The sequence below is a fragment of the Carnobacterium sp. CS13 genome, assembly GCF_016653495.1.
Classification (GTDB): Bacteria; Bacillota; Bacilli; order Lactobacillales; family Carnobacteriaceae; genus Carnobacterium_A; species Carnobacterium_A antarcticum.
In genome coordinates, this window is record NZ_CP067364.1 from 290,504 (window position 1) to 311,834 (window position 21,331).

Genomic DNA, 21,331 nt, shown 5'->3' on the forward strand with positions numbered 1-21,331 from the left:
AATTGATGTTGGATCGCTATTAACAACGACCATAGGTTAAGTTAATAAGGGCGCACGGTGGATGCCTTGGCACTAGGAGCCGATGAAGGACGGGACTAACGCCGATATGCTTTGGGGAGCTGTAAGTAAGCTGTGATCCAGAGATTTCCGAATGGGGAAACCCAGCACCTTTGATAGGGTGTTACTGCTGACTGAATACATAGGTCCGTAGAGGTAGACGCAGAGAACTGAAACATCTAAGTACCTGCAGGAAGAGAAAGAAAATTCGATTCCCTGAGTAGCGGCGAGCGAAACGGGAAAAGCCCAAACCAGAAAGCTTGCTTTCTGGGGTTGTAGGACTGAACACATAGAGTCATAAATGAACGGTGTAAGAGAAGCGACCTGGAAAGGTCCGCCAAAGAGGGTAAAAGCCCCGTAACTGAAACCCCGTTCACTCTGATCAGTATCCTGAGTACGGCGGAACACGAGAAATTCCGTCGGAATCCGGGAGGACCATCTCCCAAGGCTAAATACTCCCTAGTGACCGATAGTGAACCAGTACCGTGAGGGAAAGGTGAAAAGAACCCCGGAAGGGGAGTGAAACAGCACCTGAAACCGTGTGCTTACAAGTAGTTAGAGCCCGTTAATGGGTGATAGCGTGCCTTTTGTAGAATGAACCGGCGAGTTACGATCCCATGCGAGGTTAAGTCGATGAGACGGAGCCGTAGCGAAAGCGAGTCTGAATAGGGCGAATGAGTATGTGGTCGTAGACCCGAAACCAAGTGATCTACCCATGTCCAGGTTGAAGGTGCGGTAATACGCACTGGAGGACCGAACCCACGTATGTTGAAAAATGCGGGGATGAGGTGTGGGTAGCGGAGAAATTCCAATCGAACTTGGAGATAGCTGGTTCTCTCCGAAATAGCTTTAGGGCTAGCCTCGGAATAAGAATCATGGAGGTAGAGCAACTGTTTGGACTAGGGGCCCTTCTCGGGTTACCGAATTCAGATAAACTCCGAATGCCATTGATTTATATCCGGGAGTCAGACTACGAGTGATAAGATCCGTAGTCGAGAGGGAAACAGCCCAGACCACCAGCTAAGGTCCCAAAGTTTATGTTAAGTGGAAAAGGATGTGGGGTTGCTTAGACAACTAGGATGTTGGCTCAGAAGCAGCCATCATTTAAAGAGTGCGTAATAGCTCACTAGTCGAGTGACCCTGCGCCGAAAATTTACCGGGGCTAAACATAACACCGAAGCTGTGGATAGAACTTAGGTTCTATGGTAGGAGAGCGTTCTAAGGGCGTCGAAGCTAGACCGTGAGGACTGGTGGAGCGCTTAGAAGTGAGAATGCCGGTATGAGTAGCGAAAGACGGGTGAGAATCCCGTCCACCGAATGACTAAGGTTTCCTGGGGAAGGCTCGTCCTCCCAGGGTTAGTCGGGACCTAAGTCGAGGCCGATAGGCGTAGACGATGGATAACAGGTTGAGATTCCTGTACCCGTTTGTTTTGTTTGAGCAATGGAGGGACACAGTAGGCTAAGGAATACGCACTGTTGGATATGTGCGTCCAAGCAACAAGTCTTGAAGCGAGTCAAATGCTTGCTTCTCTAAGGACAAGTTGTGATGGGGAGGGAAATTAAGTACCGAAGTTCCTGATGTCACACTGTCAAGAAAAGCTTCTAGTGAGAAACAAACGGCCCGTACCGCAAACCGACACAGGTAGTCGAGGAGAGAATCCTAAGGTGTGCGAGTGAACTCTCGTTAAGGAACTCGGCAAAATGACCCCGTAACTTCGGGAGAAGGGGTGCTGACCATTTGGTCAGCCGCAGTGAATAGGCCCAAGCAACTGTTTATCAAAAACACAGGTCTCTGCTAAATCGAAAGATGACGTATAGGGGCTGACGCCTGCCCGGTGCTGGAAGGTTAAGAGGATGGGTTAGCTCTCGAGCGAAGCTCAGAATTGAAGCCCCAGTAAACGGCGGCCGTAACTATAACGGTCCTAAGGTAGCGAAATTCCTTGTCGGGTAAGTTCCGACCCGCACGAAAGGCGTAATGATTTGGGCACTGTCTCAACGAGAGACTCGGTGAAATTATAGTACCTGTGAAGATGCAGGTTACCCGCGACAGGACGGAAAGACCCCATGGAGCTTTACTGCAGTTTGATATTGAGTGTTTGTACAGCTTGTACAGGATAGGTAGGAGCCGATGAAACCAGGACGCTAGTCTTGGTGGAGGCGTTGGTGGGATACTACCCTTGCTGTATGACCACTCTAACCCACAGCCATGATCTGGCTGGGAGACAGTGTCTGACGGGCAGTTTGACTGGGGCGGTCGCCTCCTAAAGAGTAACGGAGGCGCCCAAAGGTTCCCTCAGAATGGTTGGAAATCATTCGTAGAGTGTAAAGGCAGAAGGGAGCTTGACTGCGAGACCTACAAGTCGAGCAGGGACGAAAGTCGGGCTTAGTGATCCGGTGGTTCCGCATGGAAGGGCCATCGCTCAACGGATAAAAGCTACCCTGGGGATAACAGGCTTATCTCCCCCAAGAGTCCACATCGACGGGGAGGTTTGGCACCTCGATGTCGGCTCATCGCATCCTGGGGCTGTAGTCGGTCCCAAGGGTTGGGCTGTTCGCCCATTAAAGCGGTACGCGAGCTGGGTTCAGAACGTCGTGAGACAGTTCGGTCCCTATCCGTCGCGGGCGCAGGAAATTTGAGAGGAGCTGTCCTTAGTACGAGAGGACCGGGATGGACACACCGCTGGTGTACCAGTTGTTCTGCCAAGAGCATCGCTGGGTAGCTATGTGTGGACGGGATAAACGCTGAAAGCATCTAAGCGTGAAGCCCCCCTCAAGATGAGATTTCCCATCACGTAAGTGAGTAAGACCCCTGAGAGATGATCAGGTAGATAGGTTGGAAGTGGAAGTACAGCGATGTATGGAGCGGACCAATACTAATCGGTCGAGGACTTAACCAATTTTTTAAACGGTGTCTTGGTTTCGACACGGCGTTGCAAGAGAAAAACACTATCCAGTTTTGAGAGAACACCGTTCTCTTGATGAACCAATGTGCGGTGGTGACGGCAAGAAGGTCACACCTGTTCCCATGCCGAACACAGCAGTTAAGCTTCTTAGCGCCGATGGTAGTGAAGGGTTTCCCTTTGTGAGAGTAGGACGCTGCCGCGCATTGATCATTATTCCGCAATAGCTCAGCTGGTAGAGCGCATGACTGTTAATCATGATGTCGCAGGTTCGAATCCTGCTTGCGGAGTTCTTTTTTTTTGTTTAACGATGTCTATTCTTGCCGCTTTAGCTCAGCTGGTAGAGCGCTTCCATGGTAAGGAAGAGGTCGCCGGTTCGATTCCGGCAAGTGGCTTAAAATAAACACTAAATAAAAGTCACATCTCTTAATGGGATGTGGCTTTTTTTGTGTCTTCAATACGTTAATGATATAAAAGTATATGACCTAAATCCCTTTTGAGTACCGTAAGGATGTTAGATCTCTATCGATATGGTATGCAACCTCCTTTTGAGTACCTTAAGGGCACTAAACTTCTATTGATATGGTATGCAAACCTCTTTTACGTACCTTAAGGAGCTTAAATCTCCGTACATAAGGTACGCAAACCCTTTTTGAGTATCGTAAGAATGTTTAAATCCACACTTTTGCTAACGAAGTATGAGTTAGAATTCTTTGAAATACCTTTTTATCTGTACGATTATCTCTTCTGAACTTATAAGACTTGGACAAAAAGACAAGCCTCTATGGGCTTCTGTAGCGTTATTTTGTATCTTCAACAAGTTAACGGTATACTTAGTTTAAACTTAAGGAGAGGTGATCAAATGAAAGCATTAGTTCATAAAAATCAAAAAGGGATGGCGGGTTTGCATTTGGAAGAATGGGAAAGCCGTTCTTTACAATCAAATGAAGTTCGTGTGAAGATGAAAATGGTCGGCTTAAATCATCGCGATTTATTTACAGTTGCGCAACATGAAGCGTCAGCAGCTCCTTTAGTCATTGGGTCTGACGGAACAGGAGTTATTAGCGAAATAAATGCAGATGTACAGCAGTTTAAAGTTGGAGACGAAGTAATAATCAATCCAGGCTTAAACTGGCATGAAGCGACAGATGCAGCTCCTGCTGACTTTAAAATACTTGGCAATCCTGTCCATGGCACCTTCGCTGAAGAAATCATTTTGCCTATTAAAAATATTGCGCTGAAGCCTGAATTTTTATCATGGGAAGAAGCTGGAACATTATCGTTATCTGCATTAACAGCCTATCGAGCTTTATTTACAAAAGGAAATGTTACAGAAGGGACGTCTGTTTTAGTTCCGGGTATCGGTGGCGGAGTAGCGACATTTTTGCTGCAATTTGCTAAAGCGGCTGGTGCGAAGGTTTACGTGACTTCTCGTTCGGCGGAAAAATTAAAGCAAGCAGAAAAACTAGGAGCCGATAAAGGTATTCAAAGCGAGTCAAATTGGGATGAGGCATTGGATAACGAAAAAGTTGATGTGGTCATTGAAACTGTGGGAGCAGCTACGTTTCATCAATCGATGAAGCAACTGCGTCAAGGTGGTACAATGGTGCTGATCGGCTCTTCCACAGGAGACACCATTGAATTTAATTTAAGAGAATTTTTCTATGGACAATATACGTTAAAAGGCACAACGATGGGAAGCGCAGAAGAATATCAAGAAATGTTAAACTTCATTGAAACACATCAAATTCACCCTGTCGTCGATAGTATATTTGAATGGGATGAATATGAAAAAGCATTTGATTATTTGGAAAAGGGACAACAAGTAGGGAAAATTGCGCTGCGTATCTGAAGGTTGTTCAATTTTAAAATAATTTGATATACTAAATGCTAGCAAGATATTAATGTTATAATGAGAAGGTAATCTACTAATAAGTCAGGCGAAGGAAGTGAAAAAATGGAATTCGAAAAATCTGGAAATCGTTTTTATAAAAATGACGAAAAAGGAAAAATGTTAGCTGAAGTAACTTATGTGCCATCAGGTGAAGACAAAGTTATTTTAGATCATACGTTTGTAGATCCATCTTTACGAGGACAAGGTATTGCAGCACAATTGGTTGATCGTGTAGTTGAAGAAATGCGCAATGAAAATAAAAAAATCGTGCCTCTTTGTCCGTATGCCAAAACTTTGTTTGAAAGAAAACCAGAAAAATATGCAGATATAGAAGCGAAATAACAGCCTTAAGAAACTACTCTAATTAACCATATTAGAGTAGTTTTTCTTTAAAAAAGAAGGTAAGCTGCAAGGTGAAATATGTAATATACTGCATAAAAATGAAAAAATGATTAAAAATTCTATGAAAAGGCAGTTCTCCCTTTACATTTTATGAAATTCTTTATATAATCAATCTTGTGCTTAAGAATGAAAAGCCTATAGGCCCGTTGGTCAAGTGGTTAAGACACCGCCCTTTCACGGCGGTATCACGGGTTCGAATCCCGTACGGGTCAGTTTTTTTCAACAAACGTTTACTTGAATGGCCTATGCCGGCTTAGCTCAGTTGGTAGAGCATCTGAATCGTAATCAGAGGGTCGAGGGTTCAACTCCTTTAGCCGGCATTAATTCTTTTAAAGGTTTTAATAAAGTATTATTTTTAATATGGAGGGGTAGCGAAGTGGCTAAACGCGGCGGACTGTAAATCCGCTCCTTCGGGTTCGGCAGTTCGAATCTGCCCCCCTCCACCATTATTGGGCTATAGCCAAGCGGTAAGGCAAGGGACTTTGACTCCCTTATGCGTTGGTTCGAATCCAGCTAGCCCAGTTTTAATACCAAATAAAAAAACGGATGACTCTCGTGTAATAACAGCGAGAATCATCCGTTTTTTTGCTTTCACTGACAAGCTAAACGATAAATAGCTTCTGCATAGATATCCATTGAACGATAAATATCATCCAAAGCCATCTTTTCATTTGGCATATGAAAGGTAACTTCTGAATCTGGAAAGACGGCACCGAAAGCTACACAGTTATCCATCGTTCGAGCAAAAGTTGCCCCTCCCGAAACCAGCGGGTCAGATAAATCACCTGTTTTTTCGCGATACACATCTAACAAGGTAGTTACTAAACGGCTGTCTTTAGGGACATATAATGAAGAGAGGTAATCAAATTCTTCATAAATTAAATCGTATTTATTAGCTGTTTTGGTGAGTACATTAACGAGATGTTCCTTATCGGCAGTAACAGGAATGCGAAGGTCTAATCCAATGACTGTTTCTTTTGGATCGATTTTTAAGGTAGCTAAATTGACCGTCAGCTTTCCTGAATCCTCGTCTTGGATCGTACCGAAAAGAGACTGTCCATTTGCCTCTTCTTTAAGCATAGCGTTTATAAATGCTATGGCCTCATTCTTGGTATGCGGAGCAAGAGCCGCTGCCAATCTGGCAATAGCATTAATACCTTCTGGAGCATCTTTTGAATGCACAGATTTTCCTTTAACGGATAAGGTGTTTTGATTCATTGTGTAATCAAAGCCTAATAGTTGAAGCTCTTTGATCAAGTTATTGGTCAAAAAACCTTGGTAGTTGGCTGAACCGGGGACAACATTTAAAGCTTCGCCGCAATCTAAAGATAAGCGATCATCTCCAGAGCCATGCAGTTTCACTTGTAAGAGCCCTTTTTCAGCATAAGTTAATGGAAATTCAGCATCTGGCGCAAAGCCCATGGTTGATTTTTCTTCCATTTCATTATAGCGATCTAAGCATCTCCAAAGGGTTTCTTCATCGGTTCCAAAAATAAAGCGAATGCGTTTGTTGAATTTCGCCCCAGAATCAATGACAGCTTTAAAGGCATAGAGAGCAGCCATTGCTGGTCCTTTATCGTCTTGTGAGCCTCGGCCATAAAGCGCTCCGTTCTTGACGACACCTTCAAAAGGATCTGTTGCCCACAAATTTAAATCACCCGGCGGCACAACATCCAAATGACACAGGATAGCTAGCGATTCTTTGCTGCCGCCATAATCTGCATATCCATAATACCCTTCTGGATCAAGATAAGTTTTCATACCTAAATTTTTGCAGATAGAAAGTGTCTCTTCCAAAACGGCTTGAATGTCTTGGCCAAACGGAGTAGGGTTTTTCGGTTCTTCTCTCAAATAGGAAGGATAAGCAATAAGCGTTTTGATTGTTTCAAGACAAGCTTGTTGATGGTGTTCTTGGATAAATGTTTTCATAGGATGACCTCTTTCTTTTTTACGTACATTTACAATGAAAATGACTTAGGAAAAGACTGCCGCAATGCCTAAAATGACACAGGTAAGAATAAAAACTAGTGCGATTAATTTTGCCATAAATTTCCACCAGGTGCTAAGATCGATTCGGGCGATAGCTAAAGCTCCCATCACTACGCCAGAAGTAGGTGTGATCAAATTAATGATACCGCTAGCGGATTGATACGCCGTAATGACCAGATGCTGCGGTACACCTGAGAAGCCTCCCAAAGGGCCCATGATTCCCATGGTTGCAGCGGCTAACCCAGAAGTAGAAGGAATCAAGAATGACATAGGAATATAGAAAATATACGTTAGAATAGTAAAAAATACAGGAGACAAACCACTCAATCCTTCTTCTCCCCAATGTAAAACAGTAGCGGTGATCATTCCGTCGTTCATGACTACTTGGATACCACGAGCGATAGCTACCACTAATGCAACGCTTAATAGATCTTTTGCGCCATCCATAAAAGCGTCGACGATTTCTCCTTCAGGTAGACGATACAGTAAACCAATGATTACAGCCATCAAGAAAAACAACATAGTAATTTCTTGGAAATACCATTCTCCTAAGGGCACCATACCTGCCCCGAGCAACGACCCGACAACTGGAATATCAACCAAGAAAGAATTGAACCGTTCAAAAAAAGTCCAGTTTTGATTTAAAGAGGTCCAAGGAACCAAACCAAGGATCATAATGAAAAAAGTTAATGCAAACAGAATCATGACATTTTTTTGTCGTACATCTAGCTCTTTTTGCGATTCGTGAATTTTAAAATGATCAATATTTTTTTCTTTTTGTTCTGCTACAAATGATGCATCAGGATCTTTTTCTACTTTGACAGCGTAACGGTAAACATAAAAAGTGGAAGCGGCATACAAGACAATAAATAAAATGAGGCGCCAAATAATACCTTCTCCCGGACTGATGCCTAGTGCTTGTGACGCAACTCCAGTAGCAAAAGGGTTGACCGTAGAAGCTAAAACACCTATTTGCGAACCAACTAATACAATAGCCACAGCAACCAAAGTATCAAAACCGACACCGACCATCACTGGCAGTATTAAGGGATAGAAAGCTAATGTTTCTTCTCCCATACCGAAAGTAGTTCCTCCAATAGCGAAAATCAGCATCAATACAGGAATCAGCTTTTTTTCTTTGCCTTTGTAAGCTTTGACGATAGAAGCGATTCCCGCATCTAAAGCTCCAGTCTTGGTTACGACTCCTAAGAACCCGCCCACAACCATAATAAACAACGAAACTTCAATTGCTCCAGGTGTCGTGTCGGTTCCAAGCATCCCTTTTACAGGAGACATGAAAACCTCCCAGATCCCCTGAGGATGGGATTCGACAGTATGATAAGTTCCAGCAATAATATTTCCTGCATCATCAGTGTCATATGAACCTGCTGGAATAAACCAGGTTAAAATAGCGATAGCAACGATAATGAGGAACAATACAGTAAAAGACGACGGCATAGAAAACTTCTTTTTCTTTTGCGTTTGTGTATCCAATCTATTCTCCTCCTTTAAGACAGACAAAAAAGTATCTCTAAAAAATGGATGTTTTCAATAATAGTATATCAAAAAAGGGCTTTTACTGGGGTTTTCAGCATTTAAATCGAAGAGACATACCGTAATCTCAAATAGGTGTATGTTAACTAAAAAAACAGCCTATGCTAAAAGTGTAAAGTGCTTAGGAACTGGAAGCAACTCCTAGGGCTTAGAAACAAAAAAACTTTCAAATTATACTTGATAAAGTGAATGATATGTTATAAGATGTAAAAGGATGTTTTGGGAGGGGTAGCGAAGTGGCTAAACGCGGCGGACTGTAAATCCGCTCCTTCGGGTTCGGCAGTTCGAATCTGCCCCCCTCCACCATTAATTTACTAATTTAATTTTTAGTAAATGCATTTAAAATAACTAAACAAGTCGTCCAAAGTGTGGCGGTGTTGGCAAGAAGGATACACCTGTTCCCATTCCGAACACAGCAGTTAAGTTTCTTAGCGCCGATGGTAGTGAAGGGATTCCCTTTGTGAGAGTAGGACGTTGCCATGCTTAGCAACTTGTTTAGCTTCGAGTCATTAGCTCAGTTGGTAGAGCATCTGACTTTTAATCAGAGGGTCGCAGGTTCGAATCCTGCATGACTCATAAAGACTAGTGACGGAAACGTTGCTAGTTTTTTTTATATTATTCGAAAAAACAGCAGAATAAAGCAGGTTTTTTCCTTCATACAATGAACGAGTATTTAGGGTAAGTATGGTATAATAAAAAACGAGTGACAATTTAAAAAGTTATTGGAGGTGCACGTATGTCCATAGATTGGTCACACTTATTTACATGGCGAACGTTTATCAATGCAGTCGATATTATGGTGGTAACTTTTTTTATTTACCAGCTGATAAAAATATTGAAAGGCACAAAAGCTGTCCAATTATTAAAAGGGATCGCGGTCATCATGTTGATCAAAATAGGAAGTTTCTTTCTCCAATTGCAAACAGTAGACTGGATCGTGGATTTAGTTATTCAATGGAGTGTTTTGGCGATCATCATTATTTTTCAGCCAGAATTGCGCAGAGGGTTAGAACATTTGGGACGAGGATCGTTTTTCAAAAACAATCAAAGGAAAATAGACCCGGCTAAAAAAATGATTCAACAAATCGATCAGGCCGTTCAGTACATGGCTAAACGAAGAATCGGAGCATTGATTTCGATTCAAATGGAAACAGGTTTGGAAGAATATATTTCGACCGGGATTGCCTTAGACGCAGATATATCGGGAGAATTGTTAATCAATATTTTTATTCCGAATACCCCTTTGCATGACGGTGCTGTCATCATTAAAAACCATAAAATAGCAGCCGCGGCAGGATATTTACCGCTATCCGAAAGTTCCTTGATCCCGAAAGATTTAGGAACACGGCATCGTGCAGCAATCGGATTAAGTGAAGTAACGGATGCAATCACGGTTATCGTTTCAGAAGAAACAGGTGGAGTAAGCATCTCTCACCGCGGTGACTTGTTAAGAGAATTATCCCGCGAAGATTTCGTGAAATTTTTAAGTAAAGAATTGGTTCTCCCAGAAGAAGCTGTCAAAAAAAATCCGCTACAAGAGTTTATCGACAGTTTTAAGAAAGGAGTGTAAAAAATGGAAAAGATTTATAACTCTCCATGGTTTACAAAACTGGTTGCTTTCGGATTCGCTGTCTTGTTATTTACTTATGTAAATTACGAAAATACTAGCAAACTACGAACGACTAATCCGCTAGGCGGCGTTAGCATTACCTCGAGTAAGACGATCACAAATGTGCCGATCGTAGTAGATATTGATCAAGACCAATACTTTGTTTCCGGTTTCCCTGAAACAGCTTCAGTCGAAATTACTGGTCCAACCAATATCGTGGCGCAAACAACAGCCAATAAAGGTTTTGATCTAGTAGCTCAAAACTTAGATCAATTGGGCGTAGGTACTCATACGATTCGATTGATACCGGAAGGGCTTTCCTCCGATTTGAATTATACCGTTACACCATCAGAAGTAACGATTAAAATTGAAGAAAAACGCGTTGAAACGTTTAAAGTTGGCGTCGTATTTGAGGCAACCGATTTGGCAAAAGGTTATGTAGCGGGGCAGCCTACTTTAAATTATGATACCGTTGAAATTTCCGGAGCTGCTTCCACGATCGATAAGGTTCATTCTGTGCAGGCAATCGTTACTGCCACAAAAGGTGCGAAGTCAGATATCAAGCAAACCGTCCCGATAAGTGTCAGTGATGCAGATGGCAATCAGTTGGATGTGAATATCAATCCAAGCGAAGTCACTGTTAGTATTCCAGTAGCCGCTGAAAGCAAAGAAGTGCCTGTCTCTTTGATTCAAACAGGTGAACCAGAAGATGATTATACGTATGAATTAGGCATAGAAAACGAAAAAAATACAACGGTAAGTGTAACCGGGTCACAAGAATTATTAGATGATTTAAGCAGTTTTCCTGTAGAAGTCGATGTCACAGGAATAACTGAAACAACGACTAAAGAAGTGGAATTAGCTTTAGTGGAAGGTGCTTCAGCTGTGACACCAGAAAAAGTCAATGTGAGGGTAACAGTCGTCAAAGAAGATGATTCGACACCAAAAGAGGAAACGCCGAGCAGCACAATAAAAGATACCAGCAGTAGTTCAACCAGTGGATCTGCCAGCAGCTCAGAAGCAGTTTCTAGTAGTGAAGATGAGTCCTCACTAGAGTCGAGTGCATCTTCAGAAGATAAAATCATTAACCCAGATGTATCAAGCGAAAGCAGCGAATCATCTGCTAGTCAATCTAGTTCAGACTCAAGCACACAATAAAAGATTTTCTAAACAAAACAAGATTCTTAACTTTGAAAAGGGGCATTATGAGAATGGGAAAATATTTTGGAACAGATGGAGTTAGAGGAGTGGCAAACTCAGAGCTAACACCAGAATTAGCGTTTAAATTGGGAAGATTTGGCGGCTACGTATTGTGCCAACATTCAGCAGGAGAATTGCACCCGCGCGTATTGGTCGGAAGAGACACACGGATTTCCGGAGAAATGTTAGAATCAGCTTTAATTGCCGGACTTTTATCGGTTGGAATCGAAGTCATGAAATTAGGCGTTATTTCAACACCAGGAGTGGCTTATTTAACACGAATTCAAGGAGCTGCTGCGGGAGTCATGATTTCAGCTTCCCATAATCCAGCAGAAGACAACGGCATCAAATTCTTTGGTTCAGATGGCTTTAAATTATCAGACGAAACAGAGTTGGAGATTGAAGCTTTGTTAGACCAAGAGGAAGATGCATTGGCTCGTCCAAGTGCAGAAGGTTTAGGCACGGTTGATGATTATCCAGAAGGATCATTAAAATATACTCAATTCTTACAACAAACGATTCCGGATGATTTAAGCGGATTACAAGTTTGTCTAGATGGAGCAAATGGCTCAACAAGCCCATTGCTTAACCGTTTATTTGCAGATTTAGAAACAGAGTTTGATGTGATGGGAGCTTCGCCGAACGGCTTGAATATCAATGATGGTGTTGGTTCGACACATCCTGAAAAACTAGCTGAATTTGTTATCGAAAAAGGAGCAGATGCAGGTCTTGCTTTTGATGGAGATGCTGACCGTGTTATTGCAGTCGATGAATTAGGCAATATCGTTGATGGCGACAAAATCATGTACATTTGTGGAAAGTATTTAATGGAAAAAGGACGTTTGAAAAAAGATACGATCGTTTCAACGGTCATGAGCAATTTAGGGTTCCATAAAGCTGTGGAAGCAGCAGGAATGACTGCTTTGGAAACACAAGTAGGAGACCGTTACGTCATGGAAGAAATGCGTAAAAACGGATATAACTTTGGTGGCGAACAATCGGGTCACATGATCTTTTTAGATTACAATACGACTGGTGACGGAATGTTATCAGGAATTCAATTATTAAATGTAATGAAACAAACAGGTAAAAAATTATCAGAATTAGCAGAAGAAGTTCAAACGTATCCACAACGGTTGGTAAATATCCGTGTCAGCGACAAAAATGGCGCAATGGATATTCCAGCTATCAAGGCGATTATCGATGAAGTAGAAAAAGAAATGAACGGTGATGGCCGGATTTTAGTTCGTGCAAGTGGAACAGAGCCGTTATTACGTGTTATGGCTGAAGCTCCGACACAAGAAAAAGTTGATTCTTATGTTGAACGCATTGCCGATGTGGTTAGAGCTGAAATTGGTTTAGATTAAAAACAAAAAAGCAAATCTACAAAAATGTAGATTTGCTTTTTTGTTTTTCAGGTGAGACCTTTATTTCAAGCACTTTGATAGAAATCTGGTAAAAAAAACTTACCTTCATCTACATATGAAGCACCTGATTATTTTCTGTCCCAAAAACGTGTTTGAGTAATGGCATCTATAAATTGATTGCCAAATTCAGGGTTGTTTGCAGCAAAGACAACACCAAGCGGGTTCTTCTGTTTCGGTATTTCAATATATGAATCACCATTTTCGGCGATACCGATTGGTTTATAGTGTTTGTATGCTTCGTAATAAAATTCCATGAGATACTGATTAAATTCCTCTTGGTTTTCTGCACTTCCGCCCACAATATAAAAAGCGTCATACAAAACAGGATGTTTTGTTTTAAAAGTCTCTTGTACTTCTAATTGCGTACCGTCATTTCCCGTAAGGGTGCCCAAGTTTTCACTGATAATGTGCACGAATGCTCCATGTTGCTGCAGCGATTCTAAAACTTTTTTAACTGCTGGACCGTCGAATCCATCACCAATCAACACGCCCACTTTTTGAGTAGAAGCAGAATAGGCTGTGTTAGCCATACTGAGTGCAGGGGAACTTTTTGAATCTTTTACAGGAGAAACTTTAGGCCGTTCTACGCCTAGACGATCAGCAAGAATGCTAGCCATCTCTTCATCTACATTAGCCCACATTTCCACGTTCTGCTCTCTGACTGATTTACTCTTTACATATTGAAGATGATAAGTGAAGGTATCAATCAGATCTTTTCTTTCAAAAGATGCAAGGCTGTTCCAGAACAGTCTTGCTTGGGAAAAGTAATCGAGGAACGATTCGCTAGGTGCTTCACTGGTCAAATACCCTTCTACTTTTTCTGGGTAGTGTGCATAGCCGCCTTCTTCTGGAGAAACCTCTGCTGGCGTATTTCCTGCAAGTGAATTTTCATGATGGGTGACGTTATCTTCATCAATCGGATATTTTGAAAAGCTGTCTCTAAAGTTAGTATTTACTTCGGTAATCGGCTTGTTTACAGGGATTTCATTGATGTTTCCTGTGCCGAGTCGATGGTAATCTGTGTCTCGATAGGCAAACGACCTTCCTTGTAAAACAGGATCATTCGTGAAACCAATTCCCGGAATAAGCGTGGAAGGGTCAAAGGATGATTGTTCTTCTTCTGCAAAGAAATTATCAACCAATCGATTTAAAGTTAACTTCCCGATGATTTCAACAGGAATGACTTCTTCAGGCCACAATTTTGTAGAATCAAGCACATCAAAATCATATTTAAACTCATCTTCATCAGGAACTAATTGTACGCCCAGCTCATATTCAGGATAGGCGCCTTTTTCGATTGCTTCTATCATATCCCGGCGATGAAAATCGGGATCGATGCCCCCAATCATATTGGCTTCCTCCATCAATAACGAATGGACGCCCAGTTTAGGTTTCCATACAAATCTTACAAAAGTGGACTTACCGTCTTTGTTGATAAATCGGAAAGTATTGATTGGCCAGCCTTCCATCATCCGCCAGCTTCTTGGCCGTCCTCTAAGAGACATCAGCCACATCACCATATGAGCAGATTCCTGGTTGTTTGCTACGTAATCCCAAAAACGCTCGTGGGCGACCGTCGCTTGAGGTATATCTGTGGTCTGATTCGGTTTTACTGCATGGGTCACATCCATAAACTTGATAGCATCTGACATGATGAAGACAGGGAACTGAAGGGATAGCATGTCATAATTTCCTTCTTGAGTATAAAACTTAACTGCGAATCCGCGTATATCTACAGCTGTGTCTTTCGACCCTTTATTTCCGATAAAGTTAGAAAAGCGCGTAAAAACAGGAGTTACCGTCCCGGGTTCTTGCAAAAAGTCAGCGACGGTATACTCTTTCATTGACTTCGTCAATTCGAAATCTCCATACACACCAAAACCTCTAGCATGAACTACTTTTTCCGGGATTCGTTCACGGTTGAAACGGGATTGTTTTCTGTAAAAGTGGATATCTTGAAAAGCTAAAGGACCGCGTTTTCCGGCTCGCAAACTCCAACGATCATTAGGAATTTTAAAGCCAGTATCACTCGTCATTCCTTTATCTGGACCGGTATTTTTTCGGTGATACTGATCAAGTTGTTTCTTTTTGTCATCGCGCTTTCAAATTCTTTTGAATCTCTTTCCTTATTCATGTTCTCATCCATCCTTTCAATTATGAAGAATTTATTTCCCTATAACTGTATCATCCAGCTGGTCTAGGTCTATTGCATGTGGGTTTTGTGTCGGTTGGTTTTTGTTAGATGGAAATCCATTCTAGCGCTCGAACAAATAAAACAAATGCTTATAGAAAAATGAGAGACGTTATTGAAGGTATGCGTATGCGGACTAAACTATCGCCCACCATTCTGTATAGAAGTGTTGAGAGAAGCTTGCCTTTTCTAGTGATTCTCACATTCAGTCTAGTACAACTTCACTTTGAATGCAAAAATTTGCCTTCGTCTTTGAATGCAAAGAATTATCTTCGATTATCAGTTTTTTTACCTTAGTCACTGTCCCAGATTTTCTTTGGTAGTGATCATGTTTTAGTAGGGGAATAGTGTTTCGTTTGTTCAACTCAGAATAGTGTTTTTCATAAATACGGATGAATTGGGTCCCTAAAAGATATCTTTCTGTCAAATCGATTTTTCTGTTGTCTTGATTTGATCGTCTTTAGCTTTGTTCCGCTCCCTTTCATTTTTAGTAGTAATTAAGGTTAAAAAGATATAAGAAAGAATTGAAAGGTTCTGGGGGATAAAAGAAAGTATGCTATACTAAATTGAAATTCGAACCTGTAATGGATGTTACAACTAGAAAAAACGGCTGATAACCAGCGTGGGAAAGGATGAGGGACGCAAAATGGATTACAAAACACTAATGGATATCGCCATATTGGCAGGGAAGATTATGTTGGAAAGCAATGCTGAAACATATCGTGTAGAAGACACAATGAACCATATCCTAAAAACGTCAAAGTTTGAAACGACTGAAGCCTTGGCAATTGCAACTGGATTAGTTGCCACATTAGATGATCCTAGTATTGATGATCCAATCACAATTGTTAAACGGATCAATTCGCGGGATACGAATTTAAATAAAATTGCGGTTGTAAATACTATTTCACGGCAATTGACCAGTGAAGAAATAACCATTCCAGAAGCGTATGCGGCGCTGCAGGATATTGGAAAAGTACAATATAAGCGGCTTTATAAAGATCTTGCGACATCAGCTTTAGCTGCTTCTTTTGCTTTATTGTTAGGCGGCGGTATTTTAGAAATTCTGGCTGCTGGAGTCAATGGCGGTTTGTTGGCATTGGTATTGAAAGGCGAAAAAAAGTTAGACATGGGGTCCTTTGTACGAAACGTCTTATCTTCTGCCGTTATTTCGGTAGGTGCCGGGTTGATGCATGCGTTTCTTTTTCCCACGCTTAATATGCACTTAGTCATAACGGGAACCATTATGCCGCTAGTACCAGGAACAGCCATTACAAATGCGATTCGAGATACTTTACAAGGCGATTACATGTCCGGCGGGGCTAAAGCCTTAGAGGCCTTTGTGGTCGCTCTATCGATTGCTTTAGGAGTTGCGATTGGATTGGTTCTTATTGGAGGTGTCGTATTTTGATTAGTCAAATCATAGGGGCATTTCTAGCAGTCGCAGCAGCGTCCATTATTTTAGAATCCCCCAAAAAGCATATTTTTGCGACAGCTTTTGTGGGAGCTTTAGGTTGGGGAGTTTATTTACTTTGTCTTGAAACCTTAGGAGCTGTTTCGGCTACATATATTTCAGGGTTAGTGATTTCTACTCAATCGCACATTTTCTCGCGGATTTTTAAAGTTCCTGTAACGATTTTCTTTTTACCCGGTTTTTTTCCCTTGTTTCCAGGATCGGGTATGTATTTAGCGGTTTACGAATTTATCAAAGGTCATACGGCATTAGCACAAGGCCATTTGCAAAGCACTATCCAAATAGCTGGGATGATTGCTTTAGCAATCTTTACTATCGATACGGTATTTAAAGTGATGAAAAGAGCTCAACATATAAAAGCAGAACGAACCTCTTAGATAAGTGCATAGAGTGAGGATTTGCAGCATAAGGAGTAGAGGAGCCAAAGCTCTTTTACGACTGTACTTTCATTTATAAAACCTAAAAACCCTTCAAATATTTTGATTTGAAGGGTTTTTATTGTGGAAAGGATTGTTTCAGTTGTTTATTCAGAAGTTAGCTTATTTTTAGGAGTTATGTTTTGGTTTTTAGACAAAATATAAGCTGTAAGCCAGGCAGTGATGGGGATAATCAGAATTGCACCTGTGCCAATACAAAATATAGAGATGATTTCTGAACTAAATACTTTGGAATTAACAACTTCACCAAGAGAGTAAGACAAATCTTTAAACCATAAAATTAAAGCCAGATAACCACCAATAAAGGCAAAGTACAACGTATTTGTCGTTGTTCCTAGAATATCTCTGCCGACGTTCATACCTGATTTGAATAAACCGAATCGATCGATCAGTGGGTTATGGATAGATATTTCATTCATCGCCGAAGAAATAGAAATAGCCGTATCTGTAATAGCACCGATCGTTCCCATGATTATCGTGCAGACTGCAACTTTGGCAAAATCTATCCCTACATACAATGTAAAAGAATTGAGCTCTTCTATCTCTTCTATTCCAAATCCTTGTATCATAGACATTTCAACTAATATAAAAATAACCGATACTAAAAGAACTAAAGTAATCATTGTTGAAATAAATGCGGCAATCGACTTGATCGACACATTATTGATATAAAACAAATTAATGCAACTAATGACCGTACAGGCTATTAAGGTGATGATAATGGGATTATTTGTGGAGCCCATCAAAAGCATGGTCGCAAATGTTACGCCAAAATTTAAAAAAAGAGCAATAAAAGACCTTGTTCCTTTTTCACCGCCGACAAACTTCATTAGGATAAATAAAATGACCGCTAAACACACTAATACACTCATTTTGCTGCACTCCTTTTGCGAATGAAATAAGTCGCTGTATAGATGCTGATCGGAATGGTTAAGACAATACCGATACTTCCAACAAGGGCCCTAGTCAATTCCAAGGATAAATTCATAGATAAGGTGTACCCCAATGCAGAGCCGTTTTTTAAATAGAGAAGGACCATAGGAATACTTCCGCTAACATACGCAAAAAACAAAACATTCGTCATTGTACCCATGATGTCTTTGCCTATTTCCATACCAGATGCCTTTAAGTCTTTTAGCGGAATATCTTTATTTTTATCATACAGTTCATAAAGCGAAGAGGTTATGGTAATTGCAATATCCATTACAGCTCCTAAAGAACCAACTAGAATGCTGGCTAAAAACACTTTTTGCGGCGATCTCGTTATAAATGCCATTTCCTCGTATCTAAGACCTTTTTCAGCCGTCAGAACCATGACTATGTACGCTATAAGCAATGCGGAAAAAGTTCCTGCCAATGTCGCTAGGATAGCAGCATACGTTTTTTCATTGTTTCCGCTGATCAATAACAAAGAAGTAACCGTGAAAAAAACCACTAACCCGCCGCAAATAAGCAGTAAACTGGCACGTTCTGAGTTTACATAGTTATTTAATGCGAGTGACAACACTAAGACGTTGATAATTAAACTGATTAGCGAAAACAATCCGCTTCTTTTGCCAATAAGCAATACCGTTAGGATAAATAACCACGCTGCCACCACAACATACTTATCTCGTTTTGGACCGTCAATAACGCCTCTCAAGCTCTCTCCATTATTAGTTTGGATTGAGACAAATAATTCATCTCCTATTTGATAGTTGTGGTCATATGCCCCCGATGAGGAGTATTTATTTTCTAATGAGATCAGTTGTCCTTTTCGGTCTCCATTTTTTATTTTTCCAACTAAATGTTGATAAAACAAACGATCTTTAGTATTAGGTAAATCAATCGCTTCCTGTTCTTCTTTAAGCGTTGCTTCTACTACTTCAGCTATGGGCTGTTCATATAAGTGAAAATTGTTTTGCACAAACACCATCGATGAGATGAGACACAGCAAAATAAAGCTATATAAAAAAAACGCTTTTTTCCCTAAATTGATTTTCAAAGAAAAACCTCCATTGTACAAATTCCCACTCACTTGATTGATTTTATGTATACGAAAAAGGACATTTTCCTACACAAAACACAGCAAGCAAATCTCCACTATTGTAACATATATTTTTTTGCTAACGAGTGACGTCCAGTTTTCATATCAAATAAGAAAAGAACAGCTAAAAATAATTTAGCTGTTCCCGGGTATTTTAAGCCTATATTTTGATTAAAAAGAGAAGATTATTGGTATACTATTAAAAAAAGGGGAGAAAACAATGAAGAAACCGAATGAATTAAAAAAAGGAGATAAAGTAGCTATTGTCAGTCTTTCAAGTGGTATCTTGGGAGAAGATTTTTGTTCCCATCAACTTGAGTTAGGGAAAAAGCGTTTAATGACATTAGGATTGGAGCCTGTCTTTATGCGCAATTCTTTAAAAGGGATAGACTATTTAAAACAGCATCCTGAAGCGCGTGCTCAAGATTTAAAAGATGCCTTTCGAAATCCAGCTATCAAAGGAATAATCTGTGCTATTGGAGGCGATGATACATATCGTTTATTGCCATTCTTATTAGAGGACAAGGAATTCATTCAGAACGTGCAAGCGAATCCCAAGTTATTTACAGGATTTTCCGATACCACTATCAATCACTTAATGTTCTACCAGTTGGGAATGGTCTCTTTTTATGGCCCTAATTTCATCAATGATGTAGCGGAACTCGCTGACGATTTGTTGCCATATACGAAAACCACATTGCAATCTTATTTAGAAGGACATGAACTACACGAAATTCTTTCAAGTAAGTTCTGGTATGAAGAACGCACTGATTTCTCTCAAACAGCGGTAGGGACCGAGCGCATCCAGCACCTTGAAAAAAAAGGGTACGAAGTTTTACAAGGATCAGGTTCCTTTTCCGGACCTTTGTTAGGAGGGTGTTTAGAAAGTTTCTATGATTTGCTGGCTGGAGAACGTTATCCAGATGAAGTTGAGATAAGTCAGAAGTACCATTTGTTTCCTTCTATAGAACAATGGGAAGGAAAAATCCTGTTTCTAGAAACCAGTGAGGAAAAACCTTCTCCGGAGGAATTAGAAAAAGAATTAATGACTTTAAAACAAACCGGTATTTTCTCTGTTATCAACGGCATATTGGTTGGAAAACCGCAAGATGAAGTTTATTATGAAGAGTACAAAAAAATCTATAAAAAGGTTGTCTCTGATGACACAATGCCCATATTGTATAACGTTAATTTTGGACATGCTTACCCGCATTGTGCGTTGCCTTATGGGATACATACAACGGTAAATTTAACTGAAAAAACGATTTCTTTTAATGAATCATATTTCCAAACTGCTGAGCATAAGGAATGGTGAAGGTTTATTGTAGGAACCTTAATCGCTGGGCTATAAATAAGCGAAACAATATTGGTTCCTGAAACTCAATCAGTCCAATCTTATAGATGCAATAAGCAAATGGAAATTATGGAACAAAATCATTATCGGAAAATAATTTGTTGAATGCCACTGGTATGAATCCTTATGAAAAAGCAGAGAGGTTTTATACTAGCAATTTTTATTCTATCTCCAAAATACAACTAAAATTTAGAGGTTGAGATAAAAGTCTCAGCCTCTTTTCCATTTATTAACTATTTTTTCTTAAACGTGCTCCAGTGTTTCGAGTCTGAACGCTTTTTTCTACTTTCTTTTTTTAGGAAATGTACTCCTCTTTTAACAAAGCCATTAAGTAGGCATTTTTATATTTTCCATTAGTATAGAACTGTTCTCTCAACAAGCCTTCTTTTTTAAAACCTTGAGATTCATAAATGTAGACTGCTTTTTCATTATCAGTGTCAACGTATAAATATATTTTATGCATATTCAAAACATCAAAAGCATAATTTGTTGCCCTTTCAAAAGCAAATTTAGCATAACCTTTACCACTGAATTCTGGTTTGATAATGATTTGAATTTCACAATTACGATGTATGTAATTGATTTCGACTAATTCAACTATGCCCACAATATTTTTATCATCTTCTACAATAAATCTTCTTTCAGACTCATCTAATAGATGTTTATCGAAAAGGTATTGCAATTCAGTAAGTGATTCATAAGGTTCTTCAAACCAGTAAGACATAATAGAATGTTCATTATTTAACTCGTGTACAACAGGTAGATCATTAATTTCTAGTGCTCTAAGTTTCAAAATAATCTCTCCTATTTATAATAT

Annotated in this window: 14 protein-coding genes, 8 tRNA genes and 3 rRNA genes; 19 read left to right on the forward strand and 6 right to left on the reverse strand. The window is 40.4% G+C overall.

The genetic code is table 11. The features are described 5' to 3' along the window. The first annotated feature begins 34 nt into the window (after positions 1–34). From JHE06_RS01395 to JHE06_RS01440, 10 genes are all read left to right on the forward strand, one after another. Positions 35–2,954 (forward strand): 23S ribosomal RNA (locus JHE06_RS01395). A gap of 92 nt (positions 2,955–3,046) precedes the next feature. Next, positions 3,047–3,162, forward strand: a 5S ribosomal RNA gene (gene rrf / locus JHE06_RS01400). 12 nt (positions 3,163–3,174) lie between these two features. Beyond that, positions 3,175–3,247 (forward strand) — tRNA-Asn (locus JHE06_RS01405). Between the two features lie 32 nt (positions 3,248–3,279). Continuing rightward, a tRNA-Thr gene (locus JHE06_RS01410) sits at positions 3,280–3,352 on the forward strand. Between the two features lie 467 nt (positions 3,353–3,819). After that, positions 3,820–4,809, forward strand: a complete 990-nt coding sequence (locus JHE06_RS01415) for a zinc-dependent alcohol dehydrogenase family protein (RefSeq protein ID WP_201089116.1) — start codon at positions 3,820–3,822, stop codon at positions 4,807–4,809. Positions 4,810–4,914: 105 nt separating this feature from the next. Further along, positions 4,915–5,193, forward strand: a complete 279-nt coding sequence (locus JHE06_RS01420; protein WP_058919801.1) for a GNAT family N-acetyltransferase — start codon at positions 4,915–4,917, stop codon at positions 5,191–5,193. A gap of 200 nt (positions 5,194–5,393) precedes the next feature. Next, positions 5,394–5,465: transfer RNA gene (locus JHE06_RS01425), tRNA-Glu, on the forward strand. 35 nt (positions 5,466–5,500) lie between these two features. Then, a tRNA-Thr gene (locus tag JHE06_RS01430) sits at positions 5,501–5,573 on the forward strand. A 42-nt stretch (positions 5,574–5,615) separates the two neighbouring features. Continuing rightward, positions 5,616–5,699: transfer RNA gene (locus tag JHE06_RS01435), tRNA-Tyr, on the forward strand. A gap of 4 nt (positions 5,700–5,703) precedes the next feature. Next, a tRNA-Gln gene (locus JHE06_RS01440) sits at positions 5,704–5,775 on the forward strand. Positions 5,776–5,844: 69 nt separating this feature from the next. Here JHE06_RS01440 and JHE06_RS01445 read toward each other — a convergent pair. Both JHE06_RS01445 and JHE06_RS01450 read right to left on the reverse strand, forming a co-directional pair. Then, positions 5,845–7,182 (reverse strand): M20 family metallopeptidase, encoded by a 1,338-nt coding sequence (locus JHE06_RS01445; RefSeq protein ID WP_201089118.1) that lies wholly within the window; start codon positions 7,180–7,182, stop codon positions 5,845–5,847. 45 nt (positions 7,183–7,227) lie between these two features. Next, a complete protein-coding gene (locus JHE06_RS01450; RefSeq protein WP_201089898.1) occupies positions 7,228–8,700 on the reverse strand; it encodes a YfcC family protein in 1,473 nt (490 codons plus the stop codon). Between the two features lie 318 nt (positions 8,701–9,018). Between JHE06_RS01450 and JHE06_RS01455 the strand changes: the two genes are divergently transcribed. The 6 genes from JHE06_RS01455 (at position 9,019) to glmM (ending at position 12,972) form a co-directional block, all read left to right on the forward strand. Further along, positions 9,019–9,102 (forward strand) — tRNA-Tyr (locus tag JHE06_RS01455). 61 nt (positions 9,103–9,163) lie between these two features. Further along, a 5S ribosomal RNA gene (gene rrf, locus JHE06_RS01460) occupies positions 9,164–9,279 on the forward strand. Between the two features lie 20 nt (positions 9,280–9,299). After that, a tRNA-Lys gene (locus JHE06_RS01465) sits at positions 9,300–9,372 on the forward strand. Between the two features lie 160 nt (positions 9,373–9,532). After that, positions 9,533–10,366, forward strand: coding sequence for a diadenylate cyclase CdaA (cdaA, locus tag JHE06_RS01470; protein WP_058919803.1), 834 nt, complete (start codon positions 9,533–9,535; stop codon positions 10,364–10,366). Between the two features lie 3 nt (positions 10,367–10,369). Further along, positions 10,370–11,563 carry a CdaR family protein gene (locus JHE06_RS01475; protein WP_201089120.1) on the forward strand — a complete coding sequence of 398 codons (1,194 nt, stop codon included), beginning with the start codon at positions 10,370–10,372 and terminating at the stop codon, positions 11,561–11,563. A gap of 53 nt (positions 11,564–11,616) precedes the next feature. Beyond that, complete coding sequence (gene glmM / locus JHE06_RS01480) at positions 11,617–12,972, forward strand: phosphoglucosamine mutase (RefSeq protein ID WP_201089122.1); 1,356 nt, start codon at positions 11,617–11,619, stop codon at positions 12,970–12,972. 128 nt (positions 12,973–13,100) lie between these two features. Here glmM and JHE06_RS01485 read toward each other — a convergent pair whose 3' ends face one another. After that, a complete protein-coding gene (locus JHE06_RS01485) occupies positions 13,101–15,068 on the reverse strand; it encodes a catalase (RefSeq protein WP_201089124.1) in 1,968 nt (655 codons plus the stop codon). A gap of 801 nt (positions 15,069–15,869) precedes the next feature. Between JHE06_RS01485 and JHE06_RS01490 the strand changes: the two genes are divergently transcribed. Both JHE06_RS01490 and JHE06_RS01495 read left to right on the forward strand, forming a co-directional pair. After that, positions 15,870–16,634 carry a threonine/serine ThrE exporter family protein gene (locus tag JHE06_RS01490; protein WP_058919806.1) on the forward strand — a complete coding sequence of 255 codons (765 nt, stop codon included), beginning with the start codon at positions 15,870–15,872 and terminating at the stop codon, positions 16,632–16,634. Then, entirely contained in the window at positions 16,631–17,074 is a 444-nt protein-coding gene (locus JHE06_RS01495; RefSeq protein WP_058919807.1) for a threonine/serine exporter family protein, read from the forward strand. Before JHE06_RS01490 ends, JHE06_RS01495 begins: the two co-directional genes overlap by 4 nt. 146 nt (positions 17,075–17,220) lie before the next feature. Here the strand turns inward: JHE06_RS01495 and JHE06_RS01500 are convergent, their stop codons facing one another. Both JHE06_RS01500 and JHE06_RS01505 read right to left on the reverse strand, forming a co-directional pair. After that, positions 17,221–18,006 (reverse strand): YibE/F family protein, encoded by a 786-nt coding sequence (locus JHE06_RS01500; RefSeq protein WP_201089126.1) that lies wholly within the window; start codon positions 18,004–18,006, stop codon positions 17,221–17,223. Then, entirely contained in the window at positions 18,003–19,118 is a 1,116-nt protein-coding gene (locus JHE06_RS01505) for a YibE/F family protein (protein WP_236253530.1), read from the reverse strand. Before JHE06_RS01505 ends, JHE06_RS01500 begins: the two co-directional genes overlap by 4 nt. Positions 19,119–19,380: 262 nt before the next feature. On the opposite strand from JHE06_RS01505, the gene JHE06_RS01510 reads away from it, so the two are divergent. Next, positions 19,381–20,475, forward strand: coding sequence for a S66 family peptidase (locus JHE06_RS01510; protein WP_201089130.1), 1,095 nt, complete (start codon positions 19,381–19,383; stop codon positions 20,473–20,475). 334 nt (positions 20,476–20,809) lie between these two features. Here JHE06_RS01510 and JHE06_RS01515 read toward each other — a convergent pair whose 3' ends face one another. Next, a complete protein-coding gene (locus tag JHE06_RS01515) occupies positions 20,810–21,307 on the reverse strand; it encodes a GNAT family N-acetyltransferase (RefSeq protein WP_236253531.1) in 498 nt (165 codons plus the stop codon). Between the last annotated feature and the right edge of the window lie 24 nt (positions 21,308–21,331).